The sequence below is a fragment of the Streptomyces sp. CBMA29 genome (assembly GCF_014596445.1).
GTDB lineage: Bacteria > Actinomycetota > Actinomycetes > Streptomycetales > Streptomycetaceae > Actinacidiphila.
Map to the genome: position 1 here is coordinate 1 of NZ_MECL01000219.1, position 8,491 is coordinate 8,491.

9 protein-coding genes and 1 pseudogene are annotated in these 8,491 nt (G+C 73.8%); 6 read left to right on the forward strand and 4 right to left on the reverse strand.

Translation table 11 applies throughout. The annotated features are described in order from the left end of the window. Positions 1–401: pseudogene (locus tag BGM09_RS29300) on the reverse strand (nucleotidyltransferase domain-containing protein); the annotation flags it as partial. Further along, positions 398–832: a YchJ family protein gene (locus BGM09_RS29305; protein WP_188284737.1), complete on the reverse strand. Its 435-nt coding sequence runs from the start codon at positions 830–832 to the stop codon at positions 398–400. The gene BGM09_RS29305 and the pseudogene BGM09_RS29300, both read right to left, overlap by 4 nt. 126 nt (positions 833–958) lie before the next feature. On the opposite strand from BGM09_RS29305, the gene BGM09_RS29310 reads away from it, so the two are divergent. Further along, the gene (locus BGM09_RS29310; protein WP_317452941.1) at positions 959–1,336 is read left to right on the forward strand and encodes a hypothetical protein; all 378 of its coding nucleotides are present in this window, start codon (positions 959–961) and stop codon (positions 1,334–1,336) included. A gap of 122 nt (positions 1,337–1,458) precedes the next feature. Here BGM09_RS29310 and BGM09_RS29315 read toward each other — a convergent pair whose 3' ends face one another. Continuing rightward, the gene (locus BGM09_RS29315; protein WP_188284738.1) at positions 1,459–3,012 is read right to left on the reverse strand and encodes an ATP-dependent DNA ligase; all 1,554 of its coding nucleotides are present in this window, start codon (positions 3,010–3,012) and stop codon (positions 1,459–1,461) included. Positions 3,013–3,146: 134 nt separating this feature from the next. Here BGM09_RS29315 and BGM09_RS29320 point away from each other — a divergent pair, with 134 nt between their 5' ends. The 5 genes from BGM09_RS29320 (at position 3,147) to BGM09_RS29340 (ending at position 7,677) form a co-directional block, all read left to right on the forward strand. Further along, positions 3,147–3,785: an alpha-ketoglutarate-dependent dioxygenase AlkB gene (locus tag BGM09_RS29320; RefSeq protein ID WP_188284739.1), complete on the forward strand. Its 639-nt coding sequence runs from the start codon at positions 3,147–3,149 to the stop codon at positions 3,783–3,785. A gap of 301 nt (positions 3,786–4,086) precedes the next feature. Next, entirely contained in the window at positions 4,087–5,037 is a 951-nt protein-coding gene (locus tag BGM09_RS29325; protein ID WP_188284740.1) for an anti-sigma factor RsbA family regulatory protein, read from the forward strand. A gap of 285 nt (positions 5,038–5,322) precedes the next feature. Then, the gene (locus BGM09_RS29330; protein ID WP_188284741.1) at positions 5,323–5,913 is read left to right on the forward strand and encodes a lytic polysaccharide monooxygenase; all 591 of its coding nucleotides are present in this window, start codon (positions 5,323–5,325) and stop codon (positions 5,911–5,913) included. A gap of 569 nt (positions 5,914–6,482) precedes the next feature. Beyond that, entirely contained in the window at positions 6,483–6,875 is a 393-nt protein-coding gene (locus BGM09_RS38080) for a hypothetical protein (RefSeq protein WP_223187771.1), read from the forward strand. Positions 6,876–6,915: 40 nt separating this feature from the next. Then, positions 6,916–7,677, forward strand: coding sequence for a class I SAM-dependent methyltransferase (locus BGM09_RS29340; RefSeq protein ID WP_188284742.1), 762 nt, complete (start codon positions 6,916–6,918; stop codon positions 7,675–7,677). A gap of 36 nt (positions 7,678–7,713) precedes the next feature. On the opposite strand, the gene BGM09_RS29345 is transcribed toward BGM09_RS29340, so the two are convergent. Continuing rightward, positions 7,714–8,265, reverse strand: a complete 552-nt coding sequence (locus BGM09_RS29345; RefSeq protein WP_188284743.1) for a flavin reductase family protein — start codon at positions 8,263–8,265, stop codon at positions 7,714–7,716. Positions 8,266–8,491: the final 226 nt, after the last annotated feature.

Here is an 8,491-nt window from a genome sequence, read left to right on the forward strand (position 1 = left end):
AGGGCGCTGGCGGCCGGGGACCAGGCGGCGGCGGGCGCCGCGGGCACGGTGGCCGACCCGGCCGGCTCCGCGCGGACGGCCAGGTCCAGGCGCCAGAAGAGCGGGAGACCGCGGAAGGCGGCGAAGAGCAGCCGCTCGCCCGCGACGGCGGCCGACTCCGGGTCGACGCGGAGCGAGGCCAGCGGCCGGACGCGCCCCAACGCCTCGGCGGCGGTGTCGACGCAGTGGGCGAAGCGGTCGCCCGGCACGGTCCATTCGAGGTCGATGTCGCTGTAGGCGTCGGCGGTGCCCGAAGCCAGCGAGCCGCGCAGCCGCGCCCGCGAGCCGGGGCAGTACGCGGCCAGCGCGTCCAGGAGTTCGCGCGCAAGGGCCGCGCGTACCGCCGGGTCGAGGGCCGTCACGCGGTGCGCTCGGGCAGCGCGTCGACGTACGCCCACGCACCGTCCTCGCGGCCGAAGCGGCTGTTCTCGTACTGGTCACCCGGTTGGCCGTCGACCAGGAAGCGGGCGCGGAATTCGACGGTGCCCTCGGTGTGGAAGGCGGTGCCGCCGGTCGAACCGAGGATGTCGAGGCCGGTCCACCGGACGTCTCCGTCGAAGCGGAGGTCCGGCGGCCGGGTGCCGGAGTGCCACGTACGCAGCAGATAGGCGGCGTCGCGTACGGCGAAGGCGGCGTACCGCGACCGCATGAGCTGCTCCGCGGTCGTGGCGGCGGCCCGCCCCTGGTGCAGGGCGCCGCAGCAGTCGTCGTACGCGGCGGGCCGTCCGCACGGGCAGGGAGCCGTCGGGGAGAGCCGGGTGGCCGCCGGGCGGCGGTTCTGACGTCGGGGCATCCTCTGATTGTGGCGGACGCCGCCATTCGCGGGAGTCGTGGGTTTTGCCCGCCCCGCAGCGGAAAAGTGCTCACCGTGGCGCAAATCGGGTGCGCGCGCCACCATCCTCCTCCGAAAGGAATCCCCGTGAGTACGGCGCAAGACGAGTCAGCCCAGGTAGCGGTCACCTTCGACGGTTGCGCGAAGGAGGACGCGCAGACCGTCCTCGACGCGCTGAACACGAGCTTCGCCTCGGACCGCGAGCCCGACGACATCCCGCAGGATTCCGTGGACGGGCGGCCGATGGTCTGGAGCGCCACCTTCGATGTGTCCCGCACCCTCGGAGTGCCGGGGCCCGCGCGGCTCGGCGAGTCGCTGACGGTCACGGCCCAGGGCGGCTACCGCGCGGTGGACCGGCTGCGGGAGAGCCTGGCCGAGGCGTTCACCGTCCGGGTGGTCGGCACCGCGGCGGGCGACCAGGAGCAGGAGGCGCGCTTCCGGCTCGAGAACCACGGCGTCGCCTGACCGGGACGGGCCGTCGCCCGACCACAAGGGCGCGCCGCCCGCCGGTCCGCGGCACGTGCGGCTGTACGCCGTCCGTCCGCTTCACGTCCCGTCCACGTGCGGCCGTACGCCGTCCGTCCGCTTCACGTCCCGCCGTGCGCCGCGCGTACCGCCTCCAGCGTGTCGGCCTCGGCCGCCGTCTTGTCCTCGCGGTAGCGCACGACGCGGGCGAAGCGCAGGGTGACGCCCGCCGGGTAGCGGGTCGAGGTCTGGAGGCCGTCGTAGGCGATCTCGACGACCAGTTCGGGGCGCACGGTGACCACGTATCCGTCGGTGGGGCCGACCGCGAGGGCGAGCAGCCGCTCGGTCTGCCAGTCGAGCAGCGCGTCCGTCAGGCCCTTGAAGGTCTTGCCGAGCATGGCGAAGCCGTCGCCGTCGCGCGCGCCGAGGTGGAGGTTGGAGAGCTTTCCCGTGCGGCGGCCGTGCCCCCACTCGACGGCCAGTACCACCAGGTCGAGGGTGTGCACCGGCTTGACCTTGATCCAGGACGCGCCGCGCCGCCCGGCCGCGTAGCCGCTGTCGGCGGCCTTGACCATCACGCCCTCGTGCCCGCGGTCCAGGGTGGCCCGCCAGAAGTCCTCCGCGGCCCGCAGCTCCGCCTCGTCCGCCGGATCAGAGATGACGGTCCGCCGGACCCGCAGCTCCTCGGGGAGCAGCCCGGCCAGCACCGCGTGCCGCTCGTCGTAGCCGCGGTCGAGCAGGTCCTCGGTCGCGTCCCCGTCACCGAAGGCGAGTACGTCGAAGAAGACCGCCGTCAGCGGCAGGGCGCGGGCCGCCGCCGACACGTCGACGCGGGAGCCGACACGGCCGGCGGTCTCCTGGAACGGCCGGGGCCGCCCGTCCGGGCCAAGCGCCAGCACCTCGCCGTCCAGGACGAAACGGTCCGTGTCCAGCGCGCGGACGGCCGCGACGACCTCCGGCAGGCGCTGGGTGATGTCGTCCAGGGTGCGGGTGAAGATCCGCACCGAGTCGCCGTCGCGGTGCACCTGGACGCGGATGCCGTCGATCTTCTCCTCGATCGCGCAGGGCCCCGCCTTGGCGACCGCCTCGGCGACGGATTTGGCGGAGGACGCCAGCATCGGCAGCAGTGGCCGGCCGACCGCGAGGGCGAATTCGGTGAGCGCGTCGGGGCCGCGCGCCAGCAGGGCCCGCGCGACCGGTTCGAGGGCGCCCGCGAGCATCACCGCGCGGCGTACGTCAGCGGGCGGCGCGCCGGTCGCGGCGGCCAGCCCCTCCGCCGCCGCGGCGTCCAGCGCGCCCTGCCTGACCTCGCCGGTGAGCAGCCCGACCAGGAACTCCTGCTCCCGCTCGGTCGCCGCGCCCAGCAGGCCCTGGAGCAGGTCGCGCCGCCGGCCCTGCGACCCGGCGCCCGCGACCGCGCCGACGGCGGTCAGCGCCCCGTCCACCGCCCGTACGGTCAGCGTCGGCTCCGCCGCGGGTTCGGCGCGGTCCCGCAGCGCCGCCCAGCCGACACCGAGCCGCCCCTGCGGCAGGCGTCCGGCCAGATAGGCGATGGCGACCGGCACGTCCTCGGGCTCCATGGCGCGGAAGAATTCGGCCAGCAGCGCCGTCTTGCGGCTCCGCGCTGATGTGTGCGCGACCTCGTACGAGACACGGGCGACCTCGGCGAACAGCATGTCCTCCATCCTGCGGCGAACCGGACCGGAACGCCTGACGTGTGCCTGACGTGTGCCCGGCATGAGCCCGGCATGAGCCCGACACGCCGCCCACAATAGAACAGGTGTACGACAATCGAGGTAGGCTCGGGGTCATGAGCCATCCGTCCCCTCAGCAGGCGTCCATCTTCGGCGGCGGCGCGCCGGGCCTCGGTGACCTGGGCGGAGCCCGCCGCACCCACCTCGGACACGGCGCCTGGATCGACACGCTCCCCGGATGGCTGAGCGGCGCCGACGACCTCTACGCGGAACTGGCCACGCGGGTCCCCTGGCGCGAGGAGCGGCGCCGGATGTACGACAACGTGGTGGCCGTACCCCGCCTCCTCGCCCACTACCGTGAAGGCGATCCGCTGCCCGCCGGCGTACTCACCGACGCCCGCGCGCGGCTCGGCGCGCACTACGCGGCCGAACTGGGCGAGCCCTTCGTCAGCGCCGGACTGTGCTTCTACCGCGACGGCCGGGACAGCGTGGCCTGGCACGGCGACCGTTCCGGCCGCGGCGGCACCCACGACACGATGGTCGCCATCGTCTCCCTGGGGGAGCCGCGCCCGCTGCTGCTCAGGCCGCGCGGCGGCGGGGGCGCGGGGACCACCGTCCGGCAGTCGCTGGGCCACGGCGACCTGATCGTGATGGGCGGCTCCTGCCAGCGGACCTGGGATCACGCGGTGCCGAAGACGCGGGGAGCGGTGGGCGGGCGGATCAGCGTCCAGTTCCGGCCGCGCGCGGTGGCGTAGGACCGGTGCGCGGTGGCGTAGGACCGGTCGGTTCTCCGCGGGAGCGGCCCCCGCGGCGGGCGCGGACGGCGGCCGGGCGGCTCCCGGCGTTGATGATCGTCGGGGGAGGAGCATACTGGCGGTGACAGCACTGTTGTCCGAAACCGCTGTCAAGGGGTGTCCGAAAAAACCGCAGGTGTCCGAAGGGGGCATTCAGGGTGGACATCGCGGTCGGCCGGCGTCAGGGGGCGCCGAGGCCGACGCGAGAGGCGTGGGAAACGCCGCCGGGACGCTGCCGTGCGATGTCGCGAACGGTGGCGCCGTGATCAGTCCCGCCCGGAATTTCTCCCATCCCGCCCTGTTCTATCGCGGTGCGCGCGAGTATCTGGAGGGCACCGTCCCGTTCGTACGGGACGGCCTCGCCGCGGGCGAACCGGTCGCCGTCGCGGCCCCGCCCGCCGGACTCGGCCTGTTGCGTACCGCCCTCGGGTCCGACGCGGGCGCCGTGCGCTTCGTCGACATGACCAAGGCCGGGCGCAACCCCGGGCGCATCATTCCGGCCGTGCTCCGCGCCTTCTGCGACGCGCAGCCGCCGGGTCCGGTCCGGATGATCGGCGAGCCGGTCTGGCCGGGGCGCACCGCGCTGGAGTACCCGGCCTGCGTCCAGCACGAGGCGCTGATCAACACCGCCTTCGCCGGGCGGCAGGTGACGATCCTGTGTCCGTACGACGCGGCCGGGCTCGCCCCCGATGTCCTGGACGACGTGCACGCCACCCACCCGGTGGTGATCGAGGCGGGCCGCGAGCGGCCCAGCGACCGCTACGCGCCGGACCACGCCGTCGCCTCCGGCAACACCCCGCTGCCCGAACCGCGCGACGCCGCGTCCTTCGCCTTCGACGACCGACACCTGCGCGACGCACGGCACTTCGCCGTCCGGCTGGCGGGCGGCTTCGGCCTGACCGGCACCCGGCTGGACGACCTTGCCCTCGCGGTCTCCGAACTCATCACCAACAGCGTTCTGCACGGCGGCGGTTCCGGCACGATCCGGGTGTGGGCCGAGAACGACCAGGTGGTCTGCGAGGTCCGCGACGGCGGCAGGCTCAGCGACCCGATGGCGGGCCGCCGCCTTCCTCCGAACGGACACCCGGGCGGCCGTGGCCTGCTGATGGTCCATCACATCGCGGACCTCGTCCGCATCCACGCCGCCCCCGACGGCACGGCGGTCCGCTGCTACCTCGGCAGCGCTCCCGCCCCGGCCGGACCCTCGGACTGACGGCCCCCGAACCGCCCCGCCGACGCCCTAGCCCGGCGGCCGGCGCGTCACCGACTCCTGGAACGCCATCGTCGCCGGGGAGACCCGCTCGCCGGGCGCCGCGCGTAGCGGACATATTGCGCCGTCGCTCGGCTGATTCTTGGTGTGGACATGACCAAAATCTGGGACTAGGGTGCGAGTTGGTCTAGACCTGGCCTGGTGTGGTCTTGTGCCGCACGGGCAGGTCCCGGCCGCGTACGACCGTAGACATCCGCGGAACTCCCCCACGTTCTCAAGGAGTACGCCATGCGCAAGAAGATCAGTGCGGCCGTGATCGGGCTCGGCGTCGCCGGTTCGTTCGTGCTCGCCACCGGAAGCGCCAGCAGTCACGGCTACATCAGTACCCCGCCCAGCCGCCAGGCGCTGTGTGCCGCCGGGACCGTCACGAACTGCGGCGACATCCAGTACGAGCCGCAGAGCGTCGAGGGCCCCAAGGGCTTCCCGGCCGGCGGTCCCGCCGACGGCAAGATCTGTAGCGGCGCCAACAGCCGCTTCGCCCAGCTCGACGCCCCGCGCAACGGCGGCTGGCCCGCCACTCACCTGACGGGCGGTCAGAGCTACACCTTCACCTGGAAGTTGACCGCTCAGCACTCGACGACCGACTTCTCGTACTACCTGACCAAGGCCGGGTATGACCCCAAGAAGCCGCTCACCCGGGCGATGCTCAACACCACGCCCTTCCTGAAGGTCCCCTACAACGGCTCCCAGCCGCCCACCACCGTCGTCCACCAGGGCACGATCCCCAGCGGGCTGAGCGGCAAGCAGCTCATCGTCGGCGTCTGGACGATCGCGGACACCGCGAACGCCTTCTACGCCTGCGCCGACGTGCAGTTCTGACGCACCGTCCGCCGCCGTCGCCCTGTTCCCCTGACGGTGCGTCACCGTAACGCCCCGGCGCGGGCAGCCGCACCCGCGCCGTGGCGTAGGGCAGTGCCGAAGCCGGAACCGGGCCGTTCGGACGCCCGGACGGCGCGCGACACGACGACGGAGGCGGCAGCGGGATGCGGACACGACGGGGACGTGAGCGGGCGCGGGAGCGGGCGCGGATACGGCGACGGCGGCGACCGGCGACGGGGTACGCGATGCGGCCCTCGCCCCGGTACCGGACGCTGCCACGCCCGCGCCCGAGCGGGACGGGGAACTGCGCGCCGTGGCGGCCCGCGACTCGCTCGACGCGTGGTCGGTCGGCTACCGCGAGGACCCGTCGGGCGTGAACGTCCCCGTTGCCGAGCACGAGGGCGTGGTCGACGTGCTGGTCAACAACGCCGGAATCCATGGTCCCGCAGGCGCCCCCGGCGCTCTGACCGGCGCCGACGTCCTCGGGGTCTTCGACGTCCCACCTCGCCCGAGCGGTCCGGACGACCACCGCCTTCCTGCCGCTGCCGCGCCGGTCACAGGTCCCGGCCGTGGTCGAACTCAGCGGCGGCATGGGCTCGCTCGCCCGTACCCACGACCCGGCGCGGCCGGAGTCCCAGGTGATCGCGCCGCTCTACACCGCCTTGATGGCGGCCCTGACCGTGCTGACCAACCAGTACGCCAAGGATCTGCCGGACATCCGGGTCAACGCCGCCGATCCCGGCTGCACGGCGACCAACCTCAACCCCCACAGTGGGCCCGTCGCCCTCGCAACCGAGACGCGAGACGCGCGGCGCGCGCACCGGCCGCTTCGGCGAGATCGCCCGGTCCTGAGCCCCGGTCCCGAATCCTGGGACGCGGGCTCGTGCGCGTCCGGGTCCCCACCCGCCCGCGGGTCCACACGCCGGTTGATCGAGGCCCGAGGTGGTCGAGGTCCGGGTTAATCGAGTGGTCCGGCGGGCGGTCTGCGGCGATGATGCCGGGATGGAACGTGACTTCGACGCGCTGGTGGCGGAGGCCGACTCGGTGTCGGTCGACGGGTGGGACTTCTCCTGGCTGGACGGGCGGGCCACCGAGCAGCGGCCGTCGTGGGGGTATCAGCGGCGGATGGGCGAGCGTCTCGGCCGGGCGTCGGCCGCGCTCGACATCCAGACCGGCGGCGGCGAAGTGCTCGCCGGGGTTCCCGCGCTGCCGCCGCTGATGGCCGCGACCGAGTCGTGGCCGCCGAACGTGGCCAAGGCGACCGCGCTGCTGCACCCGCGCGGCGCGGTCGTCGTCGCGGATACGGACGAGCCCCCGCTGCCCTTCGCCGACGAGGCGTTCGACCTGGTGACCAGCCGCCATCCCGTGACGGTCTGGTGGGACGAGATCGCGCGCGTCCTGCGCCCCGGCGGCACGTACTTCTCCCAACAGGTCGGCCCTGCCAGCGCGTTCGAACTCGTGGAGTTCTTCCTCGGCGAGCAGCCCGACGCGGTGCGCGGCGCGCGTCACCCCGACCTGGCCCGCGCGGGCGCCGCCGCGGCCGGACTCGAAGTGGCCGACCTGCGCGCCGAGTCGCTGCGGATGGAATTCCACGACATCGGCGCGGTCGTCTACTACCTGCGCAAGGTCATCTGGATGGTCCCGGGCTTCACGGTCGCCGAGCACCGCGACACGCTGCGCGCCCTGCACGAACACATCACGTCCGAGGGGTCGTTCACGGCCACGGTGACCCGCTTCCTCATCGAGGCGCGCAAAGCGGCCTGACGCCGGGGCCGCCCCCCCCCGGGACGCCCGTCGCGGTTACGCGCGGGGCCGGTCGGTGTGGAAGGTGCCGAACGCGCCGTCGTGGTGGACGAGCGGCGAGTCCGCTCCGGGACCGCCCGCGTCCTCCACATGGCCCACCACGAGGAAGTGGTCGCCGACATCGTGGACGTGCACGGTACGCGCGGTCAGCCAGGCCGGAACGCCGGACAGCAGCGGCAGCCCGCCCGTGTCCGGTGTCCAGTCCACCCCGGCGAACCGGTCCACGCCGCTGCGCGCGAAGCCCCGCGCCAGATCCTCCTGGTCGGATCCGAGCAGATGCACGGCGAAACGGTCGGCCGACCTGACGGCGCCCGCCGTGGACGCCGTGGCGGACAAGTAGAAGGACACCAGGGCCGGTTCGAGGGACGCCGAGGTGAAGGACGTCGCGGTGAATCCCGCGGGACCCGGCACGGTCACGACGGTCACCGCCGTCGCCTGCCGCCGCAGCGTGCGCCGCAGCAGATCGGCCGGACGTACCGCCCCTGCGGCGGAACGGGTCTGGTTCACGGGGGAGTTGGTGGCAGCGGCGAGCGACGGGGTCGCGGTCATGACGGGCGGTCCTTCCAGGTCGGATGCCAGGGGAGCGGCCGGACCCCTTACGGGGCCCGGCACATGACGGGGCGTCAGGGCGCGGCGACCGGGGTCACCGTGAGGATCGGCGGGAGCGAAGGAGCGATACGCAGCCGCTCCAGCCACTGGACGACGAGGGCGGCGACACTGCGGTGCTGGATGTCGTTGAGCACGTCGTGCCGGCCGTCCGTCACCGTGGCCAGGG

Bases quoted from the DNA above. Each gene is read 5' to 3' on its own strand.
- BGM09_RS29305 (WP_188284737.1), bottom strand. From the start codon at position 832: ATGCCCCGACGTCAGAACCGCCGCCCGGCGGCCACCCGGCTCTCCCCG.
- BGM09_RS29315 (WP_188284738.1), bottom strand. From the start codon at position 3,012: ATGCTGTTCGCCGAGGTCGCCCGTGTCTCGTACGAGGTCGCGCACACA.
- BGM09_RS29320 (WP_188284739.1), top strand. From the start codon at position 3,147: ATGAGCCATCCGTCCCCTCAGCAGGCGTCCATCTTCGGCGGCGGCGCG.
- BGM09_RS29330 (WP_188284741.1), top strand. From the start codon at position 5,323: ATGCGCAAGAAGATCAGTGCGGCCGTGATCGGGCTCGGCGTCGCCGGT.
- BGM09_RS29340 (WP_188284742.1), top strand. From the start codon at position 6,916: ATGGAACGTGACTTCGACGCGCTGGTGGCGGAGGCCGACTCGGTGTCG.
- BGM09_RS29345 (WP_188284743.1), bottom strand. From the start codon at position 8,265: ATGACCGCGACCCCGTCGCTCGCCGCTGCCACCAACTCCCCCGTGAAC.